We start from the raw sequence: 16,472 nt of genomic DNA on the forward strand, positions 1-16,472 counted from the left end.
GGGTCCTCGGGGTCCGGCCGGGGTCGATCCCGGGGATCCACCGGATCATGAACGCGGCGCGGGGCGGAAGGCTCTGCGGCATGACGAGAACCTCCCGCCGCGCCGCCGTCGCGGCACTGGCGAGCACCGCGATGATCGGGCTCGCCGCGGCGCTGCCCCAGCAGGCCGCCGCGCAGCCCTCGCCGGTGCCCGCGTTCGACTTCGCCGACTGCCCCGCGATCCCCGCCGGTGCCGACCCCGCGCGGTGGCGCTGCGAGGTGCTGGTGTCCAGCGGCACGATCAAGTTCGGCAACCGGGCCGAGCAGGACACCGGTGCCCTGCGGCTGACGTTCGCCGAAGGGCAGCTGGACGGGAAGTTCGCGCAGGTCTTCGGCGCGCTGCGGGCCGAGCCCGCCCCCGTGCCGGGTGGCCTGCTCGGCGTTCCCGGGAACCACCCGCTGCTGCGCGCGGACCTGCGGATCGAGTACGCCGGATTCGCCGACTTCCTCTCCGATGGCGACCGGATGGGCGTGCAGCACCTGAAGCTGCGACTGCTCAACGGCCTCGTGCCGGACACTTGCGCGATCGGCGACGACACCGACCCGGTCGTGTTCCGCCCGGTCAGGACCAGCGGGCCCGACCGGATCTCCGCCGACCCGCCGGTGCTCGGGTTCACCATCGAGGACACCGCGTTCGCCGTGCCCGCGGCCCGCGGCTGCGGCGGCCTGGACCGGTTGGTGGACCGGAAGTTCGGCCTGCCCTCCCCCGCCGGCGCGAACTCGATGAGGCTCACCACCCTGGTCGGGCTGAAGAGCTACACCGAGCTGTGACGGGCGACCCGGCCCCGGGACCGCTCCAGCCGGTCGCCGGTGCGTCGCCGGCGCCGGGACGTTAGGTTTCGAACCATGAACGAGACCCCGGACATCAAGCCGCGCAGTCGCGACGTCACCGACGGCCTGGAGAGGACCGCTGCGCGCGGGATGCTGCGGGCGGTCGGGATGGGTGACGACGACTGGGTCAAGCCCCAGATCGGCGTCGCCTCGTCGTGGAACGAGATCACGCCGTGCAACCTGCCGCTGGACCGGCTCGCGAAGGCGAGCAAGGACGGCGTGCACGCGGCCGGCGGCTACCCGCTGGAGTTCGGCACGATCTCGGTGTCGGACGGCATCTCGATGGGCCACGAGGGCATGCACTTCTCCCTGGTGTCGCGCGAGGTCATCGCCGACAGCGTGGAGACGGTCATGCAGGCCGAGCGGCTGGACGGGTCCGTGCTGCTCGCGGGCTGCGACAAGTCGCTGCCCGGCATGCTCATGGCCGCCGCACGGCTCGACCTGGCCAGCGTGTTCCTCTACGCGGGCTCGATCCTGCCCGGCCGGGTCACGCTGACGGACGGCAGCGAGCGCGAGGTGACGATCATCGACGCGTTCGAGGCGGTCGGGGCGTGCGCCCGGGGTCTGATGAGCCGCGAGGACGTCGACCTGATCGAACGCGCCATCTGCCCCGGCGAGGGTGCGTGCGGCGGCATGTACACGGCGAACACGATGGCGAGCGCGGCCGAGGCGCTGGGCATGTCCCTGCCGGGCAGCGCGGCGCCGCCCGCCACCGACCGGCGGCGCGACGGGTTCGCCCGCAAGTCCGGCCAGGCCGTGGTGGAGATGCTCCGCAAGGGGATCACCGCGCGGCAGATCATGACGCGGGAGGCGTTCGAGAACGCGATCGCCGTGGTGATGGCGTTCGGCGGGTCCACCAACGCCGTGCTGCACCTGCTGGCCATCGCGCACGAGGCCGAGGTCGAGCTGAGCCTGGACGACTTCACCCGGATCGGCGCGAAGGTGCCGCACCTGGCCGACGTCAAGCCGTTCGGCAGGCACGTGATGACCGACGTCGACCGCATCGGCGGCGTGCCCGTGGTGATGAAGGCGCTGCTGGACGCGGGCCTGCTGCACGGCGACTGCCTGACCGTCACCGGCCGCACGGTCGCCGAGAACCTGGCCGACATCGCGCCCCCGGACCCGGACGGCACGGTGCTGCGGGCGATGAACGAGCCGATCCACCGCACCGGCGGCATCACGATCCTGCGCGGCTCGCTCGCGCCGGACGGCGCGGTGGTGAAGTCCGCCGGTTTCGACTCCGACGTGTTCACCGGCACCGCCCGCGTGTTCGACCGCGAGCGCGCGGCGATGGACGCGCTGGAGGACGGCACGATCACCGCGGGCGACGTGGTCGTCATCCGCTACGAAGGCCCCAAGGGCGGGCCGGGCATGCGGGAGATGCTCGCCATCACCGCGGCGATCAAGGGCGCGGGGCTGGGCAAGGACGTCCTGCTGCTCACCGATGGCCGGTTCTCCGGCGGCACGACCGGCCTGTGCGTCGGCCACGTCGCGCCGGAGGCGGTGGACGGCGGTCCGATCGCGTTCGTCCGCGACGGTGACCCGATCACGCTCGACGTCGCCAACGGCACGCTGGACCTGGGCGTGGACCCGGCCGAACTGGCCGCCCGCCGCGAGGGCTGGGCACCGCTGCCCGCCCGCTACGAGCGCGGCGTGCTGGCGAAGTACGCCAAGCTCGTCGGCTCGGCCTCGGGCGGCGCGGTCTGCGGATAGGCGAACGGCGCCCGGCCTCGGGAGACGAGGTCGGGCGCCACCGCCCGCAGGACGCACCGCGGCGGCACGGCCCGCGGACAAGCGAACGGCGCCCGGCCCCCTCGCGTCGGGGTCGGGCGCCGCTTCGGGGCGCTCTTAAGGTGCGGGGTACTCCGTGATGTAGACCGGAACACCGATCTTGGTCATGTCGGCCGCGTCGCCCACGCCGTTGACGACGTGGTCGATCACGCCCGCGCTGAGGTTGACGGTCATGATGTGGTGCAGCTTCACGCCCGGCGTCACGGGCACCTCGAAGCCGTTCTCGGTGTGGATCTGCGGGTTGTTCTGGTTGAACACGTACACGCCACCACCGTGCAGGGTGTGCGTGCGCACGTGGTCGCCGACCTTGTAGCCGGCCCAGCCCTCGACGTCTCCCTTCATCCAGTCCGCCTGCGTCGGCGGGTCGTAGGGCAGCTCGTTCTGGTACAGCACGACGGTGCCGCGCTCGCCGTTCCAGACGGTGTTGTGCCGCTGGAAGTGCTCCACGAACAGGCCGGTCGCGGTCACGTCGTCACCGTTGACGACCACGCCGGTGAGGCCGGTGTTGGTGTTCCAGCGCTGGGTGTCGGTGAAGCCCTCGACGCCGTGGTCGGCACGCCACACCCAGGTGTGGTCGATGAGCACGTGGTCGCTGTTGACCTCCAGCGCGGTGTCGGTCTTGCCCACGTGCGGCCCGCCGACGCGGAAGTACACGTCCGACAGCGTGGTGGGGTTGCCCGGGTCGCTCGGCCGGTCGCCGTGCTTCTTGCCCACGCGCACCAGCACCGGGGACAGCTCGGTACCCGCGTCGACCGTGACGCCGGCGACGACGATGCCGGGCGCGTCCGCGATGTCCAGCGGGGTCGAGCCGTTCACGGCGGTCAGCGTGGCGTGCCCGATGCCGAGGACCACGGTGTCGCGGCGCTTGACCTCGATGCTGCGGGCGATGTCGTACACGCCCGGGGTGAGCAGCAGGTGCTTGCCGCGGGCGAGCTGGTTGTTGATGTCGCGCACCGAGTCACCGGGCTTGGCGACGAAGAAGTCGGACAGCGGGATGGTGCGGCCCGGCGTCTGGCCGTTCGCCCACGACACGCCGCTGGTGTTCTTCCGCGCGGACGGAACCCGGACGTTGTATCGGCCCTTGTCGTCGACGAACAGGTACGGCTTCTCGCGGCTCACCGGGGTGGTGTCGAGCGTGGTGTACGGCGGGTTCGGGAACGCCGCGTCGTCGGGAGCGCCCGAGACACCGGAGAACACCTGGTTCCACACGCCGTTCGACCAGCTGCCCAGCTCGCTGTTGCGGGTCAGCCACTGCTGCTGCGAGCCGTTGACGACGGACGGCAGCCGCGAGTCGGCGATGAAACCGCCGCTGGCGTACTGCGGGCCGGCGGTGCAGTAGTCCATCAGCGTGAACGTGCCGCTGGTGACGTTGAGCCGGCGCAGCGACACGGCCTGCGAGACGGCCCAGAAGTTGGCGCCGGCACGGCAGCCGTCCTGGCCCTTGCCGTCGATGTTGATCGTCAGGTTGCCGAGGGTGCGCCAGAAGTTCACCAGCGCCAGGCAGTTGGCCGTGCCGCCCTCGGTCAGGCAGCGGTTGTAGACCTCGACCTTGCCGTTGATCACCACGTCGGTGGGCGAGGCGCCGAGGCCGGCGATCTCGGTGTAGTAGCCGACCTTGAGCTGCAGCGGCTGCTCGGCGGTGCCGTACTGCCCCGGCTTGAACAGGTACGCGTACCGCTGGGTGCCCATCTCGTTGTCGACCTGGGCGGCGTGCGTGGCGTCGAGCGCGGCCTGGATCTCGGCGACCGGCATGGACGGGTCGAACACCGTCACGTTCACGCCGAGGTCCTGCGTGCGCCGGGGCGGGTCGGCACTCACGGCCGGTGCCGCGGCCGTGGCGGCGGCGGCCAGGGCGAGACCGAGCACGAACACCCGGCGCAGCCTCGCGGGAGCGCTCTCACGTCTGGCGTGGCGCATGATCGTCATTGACATGCCTCTGAGGGTAGTGACGCCGACCACCGAACGTGAGAGCGCTCTCTCAGGTTAGGCGAGGTCAGGCGTTGGCGGTGTGGAGTTGGCTATTTCTACTTCACGATCGGGCCCGGCGCCATGCCCGGAAACCACTATTTCGGACCGGTCCGACCGGGAAGAGCGGGCGGGATTCCGCTGCGCGGTGTGCTGGTCACTGATCGTGGATCCACAGACGCCTCGCCGAACCCGTACCCGCCCACGACCCCCGGCTCAGTCCTTCCCCCGGGCCAGGCGCGACGGCCACCAGATGCGCCTGCCCACGTCCACCCCCAGCGCCGGCACCAGCAACGACCGGACCACGAACGTGTCCAGCACCACGCCGAACGCCACGATGAACGCGATCTGCGCCAGGAACAGGATGGGCAGCACCGCCAACGCCGAGAACGTCGCCGCGAGCACCACCCCCGCCGACGTGATCACCCCGCCCGTGATGGTCAACCCGCGCAGCACCCCGGCCCGCGTGCCCAGCGCCCCGGACTCCTCGCGCACCCGCGTCATCAGGAAGATGTTGTAGTCGATCCCCAACGCCACCAGGAACACGAACCCGAACAGCGGCACCACCGGGTCGGCGCCCGGGAAGCCGAAGATCCCGTTGAACACCAGCGCCGCCACGCCCATGGTCGCGGCGAACGACAGCACCACCGTGGCGATCAGCAGCAACGGCGCCAGCAGCGACCGCAGCAGCAGCGCCAGCACCAGGAAGATCACCAGCAGCACGATCGGGATGATCACCAGCCGGTCGCGCTCGGACGTGGTCTGGGTGTCCAGCTGGGTGGCGGTGGGCCCGCCGACCTTGGCCTCGGCGTCCGGCACCGCCCGCACGGCGTCACGCAGGCGTTGCACGGTCGCCAGCGCCGCCTCGGAGTCCGCCGGGTCCTCCAGCACGACGTCCAGCCGCACCAGCCCCGACGCCTCACCCGCCGGCCGCACCTCCGACACGCCCTCCACGTCCGCCGCCCCGGCCACCGCCTCCGCCTGCCCGGCACGCGCGAGCACGACGGTCGGCGCGCCGCTGCCGCCGGGGAAGTGCCGGGACAGCACCTCCTGCCCGGCCACCGAGTCGACCTCGGTGAGGAACACGTCCGACTGGGCCGTGCCGGACGCCTTGAGCTGTGGCACGAACGCCACGCCCACCAGCAGCACCAGCGTGGTCAGCACCCACGTGGCCCGCGGCCGGGCGGAGATCAGCCCGGCCACCCGCGCCCACAGCCCGCTCGCCTCCGGGTGCGGCGAGCCGAGCTTCGGGCGCAGCGGCCAGAACGCCGACCGGCCGAGCAGCACGAGCACCGCGGGCAGGAACGTCACCGAGGCCAGCAGCGCCGCGCCGATCCCGATCGCGGCCACCGGCCCGAGGCCCTTGTTGGAGTTGAGGTCGCTGAACAGCAGGCACAGCACGCCGAGCACGACCGTGCCCGCGGACGCGGCGATCGGCTCGATCGTGGCCCGCCACGCCACCCGCATCGCCTGGTAGCGGTCCTCGGTGTCGCGCAGCTCCTCCCGGAACCGCGACACCAGCAGCAACGCGTAGTCCGTGGCCGCGCCGAACACCAGGATGAACAGGATGCCCTGGCTCTGGCCGTTGAGGTCGATGACGTCGGCGTCCGCGAGCAGGTACACGGCGAGGCTGGCCAGGCCGAGCGCGAACACCCCGGACAGCAGCACCACCAGCGGCAGCAGCGGGCTGCGGTAGACCAGCACGAGGATCAGCGCCACCACCGCGCCGGCGACCAGGAGCAGCAGGCCGTCGATGCCGCTGAACGCCTCCTTCAGGTCGGCGACCTGCGCGGCCGGACCGGTCACCAGCACGGTGAGCCCGTCCGGCGGGTCGGCCACCTTCGCCCGGATGGCCTCCACCGCGCCCGCCGGGTCGGCCGGGTCGACCGCGATGACGACCTGCGCGGCCTGGTCGTCGCGCGGCGACGGGATCACCGGTGACGCCTCGCCGGCGAACCCCCGGCCGCCCAGGTACTCACGGTCTGCGGGGGTGAGGCCGGAGGCGCGTTCGGCCACCACGACCGCGGGCAGGCCGCGCGCCTCACCGAACGCCTTGACCTGCTCGGACACCTCCGTCGCCTCGGCCGACGCGGGCAGGAACGCGGTGCTGTCGTTGACCGCGACCTCGCTCAGCTTGCCCGCGAACGGGCCGGAGAAGCCGCCGAGCGCGAGCCACGCGACCGCCACGAGGGCGGGCAACAACCAGCGGGTGCGGGAGCGGGTCGCGTGCACGGGAGAATGACCTCCGAGGTCACTTGGTTCGACGGTCCAATAGTTCGGCCGTCGAAAGAATAACGGGAGGGCGCATGGCCGACAACTCGGCCCTGGTCAGGTTGCTCCGGCAGCTCACGGTCGAAACCGACCGCTTCGTGGAGCTGTTCGGCGAGAAGCAGCGGATGCACCGCACGGACCTCAACGCCCTCGCGGTGATCATGGACGCGCGGTGGAGCGGCGAGCCGATGTCGCCCTCCAGGCTGGCCGAGGCACTGCACCTGAGCGCGTCCGCGACCACGTCCGTGCTCGACCGGCTGGAGGCGTCCGGGCACGTCGAACGCGCGCGCAACCCGCACGACCGGCGCAAGGTCGAGCTGCGCACGTCGGACAAGGCGCTGGAGCTGGGCCGAGGCTTCTTCCAACCGCTCGACGGCGCGTTCACCCGGGCGTGGGAGCAGTTCAGCGACGCCGACAAGGAGGTCATCGCCCGGTTCCTGAGCGCGAGCATCGACGCCACCGTGTCCGTGCGGGCGGGCCTGGCGTCGCCCGCCCGCCCGGAGTGATCTTCGCCTCGTCGCCGGAAACGCCCTGAACGGACGAAATTCACCCGTCGTAGAAAAAATCTCGCTACGCTCGAACCAGTGCGAATCCTCTTCTCGAGCCTCGGCTCACACGGACACACGTATCCCTTGCTGCCGCTCGCGATCGCCGCTCGCGAGCAGGGCCACGACGTCACCTACGTCACGAGCGAGGCGTTCGCGAACGCCTTGACCCCGCACGGCATCGAGCACGTCACCGGCGGCCTGGACTTGCGCGCGGCGGCCGCGGAGGCGGGTGCCGACCCGCAGCGGGCGCAAGACGTCTCCCCCGAGCTCATCTCCTACGTCTTCGGCTCGGTGCTGCCGCGCCGCTTCGCCGCGGACGTGGCGCCGGTCATCGCCGACCGCAAGCCCGACCTGGTCGTGCACGAGTTCGGCAACCCCGGCGCGGGCCTGGCCGCGAAGATCGCCGGCGTACCCGCCCTGTGCCACTCGTTCGGGCGAGTGTTGCGGAGCCACGAACTCGCCGACGTCGTGCAGGCTCACCTGCGGGAGGTCGCCGCGGACCTCGGCGTCGAACTGCCCGAGGGCGACGTGATGGCGTTGGGCAACCCGTACCTGGACATCTGCCCGCCGTCCGTGCAGGAGCCGGCGTTCCTGGCCGAGGCGGTGGACCGGATCCCGCTGCGGCCGGTGCCGTTCGCCGAGCCGGGCGAGCTGCCGCAGTGGGTGCTCGACCACCGGGAACCGCTGGTGTACCTGACGCTGGGCACGGCGTTCGGCGAGGTGGGTGTGCTGCGCACGGCCATCGACGGCCTGGCCGCGGTGGACGCCAGGGTGCTCGTGGCCGCCGGGCCCACCATCGACGCCGACGCGATCGGCGGGCTGCCGGACAACGTCGCGGTGCTGGAGTGGGTACCGCAGGCCGACCTGCTGCCGCACGTGGACCTCGTCGTGCACCACGGCGGCAGCGGCACGACGCTGGGCACGTTCGGCGCGGGCGTGCCGCAGCTGGTCCTGCCGCAGGGCGCCGACCAGTTCGGCAACGCCGAGGCGGTGGCCGAGGCCGGGCTGGGCGACCGGTTGCTCGGCGAGGACGTGACGGCCGAGGCGATCACCGACCGGGCGCGGCACCTGCTCGCCGACGAGGCCGTGCGGGGCGCGGCGCGCGCGATCGCCGACGAGGTGGCCGCCATGCCGTCGCCGCACGACGTGGCCCGCACCCTGCCCGACTACGCCTGAACACCCGCGCGCACCGGCTGACCGTGCCACCCGGGGTCGCGGTCAGGCGGTGCGCCCCCGCACCGTTGCTTAACGCGTAAGCACAGGCCACTCAGCGCAACTATCGCGCCGCTCGTCGTGGCGTGCTTGACCGGTTAATTTGACCACTGCCAACGTCGGCGACGCCACCAAAGACGACTGGCGTTGGGAGACCTTCATGGCAAGACACGTGGGGACACTGGCCGTGATCGCCGCGCTCGTGGCGACGGCGGTGACGCAGCCGACCGCGACCGCGCACGGCAAGCCCTGGGTGGCCGGCTGGGCGGCGAGTCCCGTGGTGGGCAGCGAGATCCCGTGGAGCGACTGCCCGGCGGGCGAGGGGCTGCGCGACCAGACCGTGCGCAACGTGGTGTTCCTCAGCGCGGGCGGCGAGTCGGTGCGGGTGCGGCTGACCAACGCGTTCGGCGGCACGCCGCTGCGGGTGGGTCGGGCGACGGTCGCGGTGCAGGCCTCGGGTGACGCGGCGGTGCCCGGCACGGTGCGCACGTTGACGTTCCAGGGCAGGCGGTCCGTCACGGTGCCGCCCGGCCGGGAGCTGTTCAGCGACCCGGTCCGGCTGGACGTCAAGGCGCTGTCCACGCTGCTGGTGAGCGCGTACGTGCCGGAGGCCACCGGTCCGCTGACCAACCACCCGTTCACCGCGCAGGGCAACTACCTGGCCGCCGGTGACCGGACCGGCGTGCTGTCCGGCGGGTTCCAGGACACCCCGTGCTGGATGGTCGTCAACGGCGTCGACGTCGCACCCGCCAAGCGGGTCGCGGGCACGGTGGTGGCGTTCGGCGACTCGATCACCGACACCGCCAACACCACCGGCAACGCCAACCGCCGCTGGCCGGACTTCCTGGCCAGGCGGCTGAACGCGGTGCCGGGCCGCACGCTGTCCGTGGTGAACGCGGGCCTGGGCGGCAACCGCCTCATCGCCGACCGCGACGAGCCGTTCTGGGGCGTGGCGGGCGTGACCCGGGTGCAGCGCGACGTGCTGTCGCAGACCGGCGTCAAGGCGATGATCCTGCTGGAGGCGGTCAACGACATCGGCTACAGCGCGTCGGCCGAGGACCTGATCGCCGGGCACCGCGCGGTGATCGCGCAGGCGCGCGCCAAGGGCGTGAAGGTCTACGGCGGCACGATCCTGCCGTTCAAGGGGTCGTTCATCTGGACCGAGGAGCGCGAGGCGACCTGGCGGACGCTCAACGACTGGATCCGCACGTCCGGCGAGTTCGACGGCGTGGTCGACTTCGCCGCCGCGACCGCCGTGCCCGGCGACCCGGCCACGTTGAACCCGGCCTACGACAGCGGCGACCACCTGCACCCGAACGACGCGGGCACGGAAGCCATGGCGAACGCGGTCGACCTGGCGATGCTGCTCGACCGCTGACCCGCACCGCTGTCCGGGGCGGGTGCGCTGTCGGCGAACGCCCCGGACAGCACGGCTCCCGAAGGGCACGATCGGGGTGTGATCGTGTGACCGGGAGGCGCCGATGGACCCGCTGGACGCGTACTCGCAGGCCGTGATCGCGGTGGCGAAGTCGGTCACGCCGCACGTGGCCAGCGTGCGGATGCCGCGCGGCACGGGATCGGCGGTCGTGTTCACCGACGACGGCTACCTGTTGACCAACGCGCACGTCGTCGACAGCAGCCGTGAGGGCACGGCGGTGTTCGCGGACGGCGCCGAGTCGCCGTTCACCGTCGTCGGCGCCGATCCCCTGGCGGACCTGGCCGTGCTCAAGGTGTCGGCGGACGCGCCGGGCGCGGCGGAGTTCGGCGACGCCGACCGCCTGCAGGTCGGTCAGCTCGTGATCGCGGTCGGCAACCCGCTGGGCCTGGCGGGCTCGGTGACCGCGGGTGTGGTCAGCGCGCTGGGCCGGGCCGTGCCGGTGAGCAACGGCCGGGCCGGGCGGGTGATCGAGGACGTGATCCAGACCGACGCGGCGCTCAACCCGGGCAACTCCGGCGGCGCGCTGGCGAACTCCGCCGGCGAGGTGGTCGGCATCAACACCGCGTTGGCGGGCATCGGACTGGGACTGGCGATCCCGATGAACAGCACCACCCGGCGGATCCTGTCGACGCTGATGGTCGAGGGCCGGGTGCGGCGGGCGTACCTGGGGGTGGTCGGCGCGCCCGCGCCCCTGCCGGACGCCGTCGCCGAGCGCACCGGCCAACGCGCGGGCGTGCGGCTGGTGCAGGTCGTGCCCGGCGGTCCGGCCGAACGGGCGGGCCTGCGCGACGGCGACCTGGTGCTCAGTGTGGCCCGCACCCGGGTCAGCGACGCCCAGGGCATCCAGCGGCAGCTGTTCGCCGAGGCCATCGGCCTACCGCTGCCGGTGACCGTCCTGCGCAACGGCGCGATGGTCGACGTGATCGCCACGCCCACCGAGCTGACCGCGTAACGGCATCGCGAACCGCCGGCACCCGTGCACCCGCGCGAACTCGCGCCGCAGCCCAGCCTCCTCCGCCGGTTCCGCGTGCAGGAACGCCCTCACCACGCGCAGTCCCGGACGCGGGACGACGGCGCGCGCCGGTTCGTCGGCCGACGTGCGCTGATCGGCGATCACGTGCAGGTAGTGGTCGCTCTCGCTGAAGCCCATGGCGCGGTACCAGCGCAACGTCGGCGGGTAGTCCCGGGTCCACGCGTCCAGCGTGGTCGCGCCGAGCGCCCGGGCCCGGCTCTTCGCCCGTGACAGCAGCGCGCCGCCGATACCCCGGTGCTGGTGGTCGGGGTGGACGGCGATGGTCTCGATGGTGGCCAGGTCGCCGTGGAGGGCCAGGTCGAGGATGCCGATGACCACGTCACCGTCCACCGCCACGAGCTCGGCACCGCCGACCTCGGGTTTCGCCGGGACCGCGTCGTCGTGCACGGCGGTACCCAGGAACGACAGCACCCGGCACCTCAACCACGACGGCTCGTCCTCGGCGACGTAGTCGCGCACCGCATACCCCATCGCGACAGCCTGCCCGATCACGTCGCGCGGGCGTACCGATTTCGCGGCGGGCCGAAGGCAACCATCCGCATCCGCCGAGTGGTAGTACCTGCGTCGGACGAGGGCGAGGGGCCGCGGTGGGAGTACCTGAGGGGTTCGAGGAGTTCGTGGCCGGCGCGTCACCGCGGCTGCTGCGCACCGCTTTCCTGTTGACCAGGGACCGGGGGCACGCCGAAGACCTGGTGCAGACCGCGTTGGCGCGGGCGTGGCGGGCGTGGCGGCGGGTGCAGGGCGATCCGGAGCCGTACGTGCGCCGGATCATGGTGAACACCTACGCCACCTGGTGGCGCCGCAAGTGGCGAGCCGAGCACCCCACCGACGTGCTGCCCGACGCCGGCGGCGCGTCCCCGGAAGCCGCCGTCGACCAGCGGGACTGGCTGTGGCGGGCACTGGGCCGCCTGCCCCGCAGGCAACGCGCGGTGATCGTGCTGCGGTTCTACGAGGACCTGACCGAGGCGCAGGCGGCACACGCCCTCGGCGTCTCGGTCGGCACGGTGAAGAGCCAGACCAGCAAGGCGCTGGCCCGGTTGCGGCTGGACGACACCATCACCAGGGAAGAGGTGTGGCGATGAACCTGACCGACCTCACCGACGTGCTGCGCGACCACGCCGGACCGCCGCCCGACGCCGCGCACGGCCCGCGCATGTCCGGTATCCGGGCCAAGGTCCGGGCCTCCCGGCGACGAGGAGTGATCGCCGCCGCCGTGTCGCTCGTCGCCGTGCTGGGTGTGACCTTCGCGTTGACCGCCCCGGCTCAGCGCGAGTCCGAGCCCGCGGTGCCGACCACGTTCCCGGCGTACCACGCGGGCACCCGGATCGTGGCGCAGGCGGCGGATCGCGCGCCCGCGCACGAGGTCTCGGTCCAGGTCGTGCCCACCAGGCGCGACCTGCGCGTGTTCACCCGCTGCGAGGCGGGTGGCCGGGAGCTGCGCGTCAGGGTGACCGTCAACGGCATGTACTCGCACGAGACCACGTGCGGCCACCAACCGGCAGACGGGGTGGTGAGCTGGACCGCGGAGAGCTTCCCGGTCGGCTCGCCGGTGACGTTCGGCATGTCGGTGGGCGAGTCGGACGTCACCCAGCCGACTGCGGGGCCGATTCCGGCCGGCACCGCGTTCGCCCTCGCGATCGGCGAGGAGGTGCCGGTGGAGGACTACCGGTTCCCGCCTCGGCCGGAGTCGTTGTCGCCCGTGGACCCGCTGCTGAGCGCGCCGGCCCCGAGGATCGACCTGCGGCGGGCCGACCGGGACCAGCCGAACGGCACGTGGCGGACCACCGTGGACCTGCCGGACCGTCCGGTCCGGATCCAGGTCGCGTCCAACACCCCCGGCCGCATCCAGGTGCTGGCCAACGGCGTCCGGGTGTACGACCACGTGAAGTGGACCTACGAAGCCACCACCGGGTTGTCCCTGCCGCAGGACTTGTGGGAGAAGGACTCCGGGGCGAAGGCCGAGGTGGGTGCCGCCGTGGAGATCACCGTCATCGCCGAGCGCACCAGCGGCGACTGGGCGGTGGTGCTGCGCTGACCCGGTCGATCGAGCCGTCAGCGGAACGGGGCGGTGAAGCAGGCGAGGCGGGCGCCGGCGCTGCCCGCCCGGCCGTGCCCGGTCGCGGTGGTCGGCTGTTCGTGCAGGACGATCGAGGCGGGCACGCGGTCGTCGAACGTGAACGGCACCGTGGTCTCGGCCAGGCCGTTGCCCTGCCCGTCGGTGGTCAGCTCCAGCCAGATCTCGTTCTGGGGGTTGGCGTAGGCCGGGTCGACGGACGGCCGCTCGGGCGTCGCGGCGGGATCGACCTCGTGCTGGTAGTGGGGACCGGCGTCGGTGCCGTTGCGGCCGCACGGGTCGGTGTGCGCGTGGACGGCGTAACCGCGGTCGGGCTGGAGCAGCTCGGCGGACAGCCGCACGGTCGTCGCGCCGTCGCCCTCGAGCACCTCCAGCTGCAGCTCGGCACCGGCGGGCGCGGCCTCCTGGTCGTAGGTGAACGCCGAGTCCGCCGCCTCGGGCGGTGCCAGCACGCCGATCTCCCGAGTGCTCACCTCGTCCGCGGACGACTGGGCGTCACCAGGCCCGAGGTCCTCGCCGCACGCCACCGCGGCGCACAGCACGGCCACGACGATGACGACGCGCATGCCGGTCCCCCTCCACACGTCCGCTGCGATCACCGCCCGACTACCCTCGCCGCTCCGGGTGAAACCGCGCGCGTGGCGGACCACCCGGCCGGGTGGTCCGGCGCTGGTGCGCCGGACGCCGGGAACCCTCCTGGTGCCACTCCGCCGCGCGAGGCGGCGGGACACCGCGACCCGAGGGGGTTCGATGAAGACGCGCACCCTGATCGCCGCACTCGCGTGCACGGCCGCGTTCCAGGCGCCCGTCGCGCACGCGGCCGACGACCCGGGCGTGTTGATCGCCTGCGGTACGACCGCCGAGGACCGCGTGACGTCGCGCGGCGACGCGCTGGTCCGCTCACAGTCCTGGTTGGACGCACAGGTGCCGTACAGCCAGCAGGCGTGCCACGAGAACGAGTACGGCAGCTACCGCACCGACTGCTCCGGCTACGTCTCGATGGCGTGGGGCCTGACCCACTCCCGCACCACGGCCACGCTGCGCGACGTCGCCACCGAGATCCCCCGCGCCGACCTGCGCCCCGGTGACGCCCTCCTCGCCTCGTACCACGCCGCGCTGTTCGTGCGCTGGGCCGACGAGGCGCAGTCGGAGCCGGTCGTGCGCGAGCAGACCGGCCCCGACGGCGCGCCACCGGTGGAGCGGAAGTGGACGGCGCAGACGGCGAGCGCCTACACCCCCATCAGGTACTACCGGGTGACCGAGGGCTGACGCGTCAGCCCGCGCAGCGCGTCCCGTTCAGCGTGAACGGGCTCGGCTTGCCGTTCGACCCCGTCCAGCTGCCGAGGAACCCGAACGACACCGAACCGCCCGGCGGCAGCATGCTGTTCCACGACGCGTGCTTCACGCTCACCGCCGCGCCGGCCTGGGTGTGGACGCCGCCCCAGAGCTGGGTGATCCGCTGACCGTCCGGGAACGACCAGGCCAGCGTCCAGGCGTTGACGGGCGTGGTGGTCCGGTTGGTGATCCGGACCTCGGCCTGGAACCCGCCCTGCCACTGGCTGCCGACCTTGTACTCGACCGTGCACAACACCGGCGGCATCGTCGTGGTCGTGGTGGTGGTGGTCGTCGTAGTGGTGGTGGTTGTAGTGGTCGTGGTCGTGATCCGACTCGGGTCGACGATGCCCCAGTACGCGCCCTTGGCCTGCAGCCGCGTGTCGAACAGCAGCGGGTGGTCCTTGCGGGTCACCGGGAAGCTGTCCAGCCACGTGTTGTCGTCCGCCAGGCCCCACACCGTCACCGAGCTGATGTGCTGCGAGTACCTCTTGTACAGCTCGAAGAAGTCCCGGTACCGGTAGGCCTGCGTGAGCAGCACCTCGGCCGGCGGCGTCGGGTAGGACTGGCTGTTGTCGGTGTAGATCGAGATGTCCATCTCGGTGATCTGCTGGTCGACGCCCAGCGGCACGAACTTCGCCAGCATCGCCTCGGTCTCCGCCACGGACGGCCACTGCACGTTGACGTGCATCTGGTGGCCCACCGCGTCGATCGGCACACCCTCGGCCCGCAGCTTGACCACCAGGTCGTAGAGCTTGTCGCGCTTGGACGGGACGTTGGTGTTGTAGTCGTTGATCACCAGCTGGGCGTCCGGCGCGACCTCGCGGGCCACCCGGAACGCCGTGCGCAGGTAGTCCAGCCCGGTGATCTCGAACCACTTGCTGCGGCGCAGGCCGTCCGCCTGGTTCTCGTCGACGACCTCGTTCACCACGTCCCACACCGGGATGTCGGCGCCGAAGTGGCCCACCACGCCGCGGATGTGCGCTTCCAGGCGGGAGAGCAGCAGCGCCTTGTTCTCCGGCGTCGCGGTCATGTCGTTGCCCGCCGCGTCCTTGAACACCCACGCCGGGGTCTGCTGGTGCCACACCAGCGTGTGACCGCGCACGGCCGCGCCGTTCGCCTTCGCCCAGGCGACCAGGGTTTCCGCGTCGGTGAAGCGGAACGTGCCCTCGGTCGGCTCGGTCGCGTCCCACTTCAGCGTGTTGCCGGGCGTGATCGAGTCGAAGTGCTTGGCGAGCAACTGGCCGTGGTTGTTGAGCAGTTCCGCGGTCCCGACCGCCGCGCCCACCGCGAAGTGGTCGGCCAGCACGTCCTTGACCGAGGGGATGTCGGTCTGGATCGGCGGCAACGGCGTGTAGGAGAGGGAGAAGTCGTCGATGTGCAGGGACGCGGTGGCGCTGCCCAGCTCGACGTACGTGCTGAGGAAGTCGACGTCGGCGGCCAACGTGTAGCTGCCGCGCAGGTTGACCCAGTTGTCCGCGGTGACCGCGGTGTCGCCGACGACCTGGTCGTAGCTCGGCGTGCCCGCGGTGCGGCGTTCGACGGACAGCCGCGCCTGCGTCGCCGCTTCGCCCGCCGCCAGGCGCACCCACACCGACAGGTCGTAGCGGACGCCCTTCTGCGCCTTCTCCAGCAGGTTGAGCGTCGGCCCCTGCCAGGACTGGTCACGACCGGTGACCGCGAGGCTGTGGGTGCCGCTGCGGGCCACCGCGGTGCTGGGTGCGACCACCTCGCTCGCGCGGGGCGTCCAGCCCTGCGCCGTGCCGTCGTCGAACGTGCTGGAGACGACGACCACGGGTTCGTCGGCGGCGGCCCGTGGGCTCGCGTGCGCCGCCAACGTGACCAGGCCGGCCACGACCGAGGTCGCGAGCACACCGGCGAGAACTCTCCTCATCGAGAATCCCTCTTCCGTCGGACGCGTTCTGGGAGCGCTCCCAGA

At 72.2% G+C, this 16,472-nt stretch carries 14 protein-coding genes; 9 read left to right on the forward strand and 5 right to left on the reverse strand.

Annotated elements, in window-relative coordinates; translation table 11 throughout:
• Positions 1 to 80 precede the first annotated feature (80 nt).
• Positions 81 to 809, forward strand: a complete 729-nt coding sequence (locus tag B0I31_RS35285; protein ID WP_106619742.1) for a hypothetical protein — start codon at positions 81 to 83, stop codon at positions 807 to 809.
• Between the two features lie 75 nt (positions 810 to 884).
• Positions 885 to 2,582: a dihydroxy-acid dehydratase gene (ilvD, locus tag B0I31_RS35290; protein WP_106619743.1), complete on the forward strand. Its 1,698-nt coding sequence runs from the start codon at positions 885 to 887 to the stop codon at positions 2,580 to 2,582.
• A 135-nt stretch (positions 2,583 to 2,717) separates the two neighbouring features.
• Here the strand turns inward: ilvD and B0I31_RS35295 are convergent, their stop codons facing one another.
• Together B0I31_RS35295 and B0I31_RS35300 are read right to left on the reverse strand one after the other, a co-directional pair.
• Entirely contained in the window at positions 2,718 to 4,592 is a 1,875-nt protein-coding gene (locus tag B0I31_RS35295) for a hypothetical protein (protein ID WP_219910954.1), read from the reverse strand.
• Between the two features lie 249 nt (positions 4,593 to 4,841).
• Positions 4,842 to 6,857, reverse strand: coding sequence for an MMPL family transporter (locus tag B0I31_RS35300; protein ID WP_106619744.1), 2,016 nt, complete (start codon positions 6,855 to 6,857; stop codon positions 4,842 to 4,844).
• A 74-nt stretch (positions 6,858 to 6,931) separates the two neighbouring features.
• Between B0I31_RS35300 and B0I31_RS35305 the strand changes: the two genes are divergently transcribed.
• From B0I31_RS35305 to B0I31_RS35320, 4 genes are all read left to right on the forward strand, one after another.
• Positions 6,932 to 7,402: a MarR family winged helix-turn-helix transcriptional regulator gene (locus B0I31_RS35305; RefSeq protein WP_106619745.1), complete on the forward strand. Its 471-nt coding sequence runs from the start codon at positions 6,932 to 6,934 to the stop codon at positions 7,400 to 7,402.
• Between the two features lie 78 nt (positions 7,403 to 7,480).
• Complete coding sequence (locus tag B0I31_RS35310; RefSeq protein ID WP_106619746.1) at positions 7,481 to 8,620, forward strand: glycosyltransferase; 1,140 nt, start codon at positions 7,481 to 7,483, stop codon at positions 8,618 to 8,620.
• A gap of 196 nt (positions 8,621 to 8,816) precedes the next feature.
• Positions 8,817 to 10,034 carry an SGNH/GDSL hydrolase family protein gene (locus B0I31_RS35315; protein ID WP_106619793.1) on the forward strand — a complete coding sequence of 406 codons (1,218 nt, stop codon included), beginning with the start codon at positions 8,817 to 8,819 and terminating at the stop codon, positions 10,032 to 10,034.
• Positions 10,035 to 10,137: 103 nt separating this feature from the next.
• Complete coding sequence (locus tag B0I31_RS35320; RefSeq protein ID WP_106619747.1) at positions 10,138 to 11,046, forward strand: S1C family serine protease; 909 nt, start codon at positions 10,138 to 10,140, stop codon at positions 11,044 to 11,046.
• Here B0I31_RS35320 and B0I31_RS35325 read toward each other — a convergent pair.
• Complete coding sequence (locus tag B0I31_RS35325; RefSeq protein WP_219910955.1) at positions 10,969 to 11,619, reverse strand: GNAT family N-acetyltransferase; 651 nt, start codon at positions 11,617 to 11,619, stop codon at positions 10,969 to 10,971. The two genes, B0I31_RS35320 and B0I31_RS35325, sit on opposite strands and share 78 nt — an antisense overlap.
• Before the next feature lie 95 nt (positions 11,620 to 11,714).
• Here B0I31_RS35325 and B0I31_RS35330 point away from each other — a divergent pair, with 95 nt between their 5' ends.
• Together B0I31_RS35330 and B0I31_RS35335 are read left to right on the forward strand one after the other, a co-directional pair.
• Positions 11,715 to 12,209 (forward strand): SigE family RNA polymerase sigma factor, encoded by a 495-nt coding sequence (locus B0I31_RS35330; RefSeq protein ID WP_106619749.1) that lies wholly within the window; start codon positions 11,715 to 11,717, stop codon positions 12,207 to 12,209.
• Positions 12,206 to 13,162: a hypothetical protein gene (locus B0I31_RS35335; RefSeq protein ID WP_106619750.1), complete on the forward strand. Its 957-nt coding sequence runs from the start codon at positions 12,206 to 12,208 to the stop codon at positions 13,160 to 13,162. The genes B0I31_RS35330 and B0I31_RS35335 overlap by 4 nt, the downstream gene beginning before the upstream one ends.
• Positions 13,163 to 13,179: 17 nt before the next feature.
• On the opposite strand, the gene B0I31_RS35340 is transcribed toward B0I31_RS35335, so the two are convergent.
• Positions 13,180 to 13,767, reverse strand: a complete 588-nt coding sequence (locus B0I31_RS35340; protein WP_106619751.1) for a superoxide dismutase — start codon at positions 13,765 to 13,767, stop codon at positions 13,180 to 13,182.
• Positions 13,768 to 13,951: 184 nt separating this feature from the next.
• Here B0I31_RS35340 and B0I31_RS35345 point away from each other — a divergent pair, with 184 nt between their 5' ends.
• Complete coding sequence (locus tag B0I31_RS35345) at positions 13,952 to 14,470, forward strand: hypothetical protein (protein WP_106619752.1); 519 nt, start codon at positions 13,952 to 13,954, stop codon at positions 14,468 to 14,470.
• A 4-nt stretch (positions 14,471 to 14,474) separates the two neighbouring features.
• Here the strand turns inward: B0I31_RS35345 and B0I31_RS35350 are convergent, their stop codons facing one another.
• A complete protein-coding gene (locus B0I31_RS35350; RefSeq protein ID WP_106619753.1) occupies positions 14,475 to 16,427 on the reverse strand; it encodes an endo-1,4-beta-xylanase in 1,953 nt (650 codons plus the stop codon).
• Positions 16,428 to 16,472 lie beyond the last annotated feature (45 nt).

Source organism: Saccharothrix carnea, assembly GCF_003014735.1.
GTDB classification, from domain to species: domain Bacteria; phylum Actinomycetota; class Actinomycetes; order Mycobacteriales; family Pseudonocardiaceae; genus Actinosynnema; species Actinosynnema carneum.

Excerpts from the sequence above, each read along its gene's own strand:
- B0I31_RS35315 (WP_106619793.1), top strand. The coding sequence starts at position 8,817 with ATGGCAAGACACGTGGGGACACTGGCCGTGATCGCCGCGCTCGTGGCG.
- ilvD (WP_106619743.1), top strand. The coding sequence starts at position 885 with ATGAACGAGACCCCGGACATCAAGCCGCGCAGTCGCGACGTCACCGAC.
- B0I31_RS35345 (WP_106619752.1), top strand. The coding sequence starts at position 13,952 with ATGAAGACGCGCACCCTGATCGCCGCACTCGCGTGCACGGCCGCGTTC.
- B0I31_RS35285 (WP_106619742.1), top strand. The coding sequence starts at position 81 with ATGACGAGAACCTCCCGCCGCGCCGCCGTCGCGGCACTGGCGAGCACC.
- B0I31_RS35335 (WP_106619750.1), top strand. The coding sequence starts at position 12,206 with ATGAACCTGACCGACCTCACCGACGTGCTGCGCGACCACGCCGGACCG.
- B0I31_RS35350 (WP_106619753.1), bottom strand. The coding sequence starts at position 16,427 with ATGAGGAGAGTTCTCGCCGGTGTGCTCGCGACCTCGGTCGTGGCCGGC.
- B0I31_RS35320 (WP_106619747.1), top strand. The coding sequence starts at position 10,138 with ATGGACCCGCTGGACGCGTACTCGCAGGCCGTGATCGCGGTGGCGAAG.
- B0I31_RS35305 (WP_106619745.1), top strand. The coding sequence starts at position 6,932 with ATGGCCGACAACTCGGCCCTGGTCAGGTTGCTCCGGCAGCTCACGGTC.
- B0I31_RS35295 (WP_219910954.1), bottom strand. The coding sequence starts at position 4,592 with ATGTCAATGACGATCATGCGCCACGCCAGACGTGAGAGCGCTCCCGCG.
- B0I31_RS35340 (WP_106619751.1), bottom strand. The coding sequence starts at position 13,767 with ATGCGCGTCGTCATCGTCGTGGCCGTGCTGTGCGCCGCGGTGGCGTGC.